Genomic DNA, 226 nt, shown 5'->3' on the forward strand with positions numbered 1-226 from the left:
CGTAGTTTTGAACAACCTTACAATAATGGCTCGTTAGAAGGGACGAACAACGTCATTAAAACGATCAAACGAGTTGCCTTTGGTTTCCGGAGCTTCCCCAACTTCCGGCTTCGAATTCTACTAGTCGCTAAATCACCATACTTTAACGTCAAAACAGCTGCCTGAAAAAAGGCAGCTGTGGGGGTAGACCAATTATTCTTCTAAAAGTTCATCAGTACCAGTTGAC

General features: G+C 42.9%; 1 protein-coding gene. It reads left to right on the forward strand.

Annotation, left to right across the window (positions count from 1 at the left end; genetic code table 11):
• On the forward strand, nt 1–165 hold a 165-nt coding region (locus FC43_RS10885), incomplete at its 5' end, for a transposase (protein ID WP_162258995.1).
• Nucleotides 166–226: the final 61 nt, after the last annotated feature.

Origin of the sequence: Limosilactobacillus ingluviei DSM 15946 (assembly GCF_001435775.1) — a bacterium.
GTDB lineage: Bacteria > Bacillota > Bacilli > Lactobacillales > Lactobacillaceae > Limosilactobacillus > Limosilactobacillus ingluviei.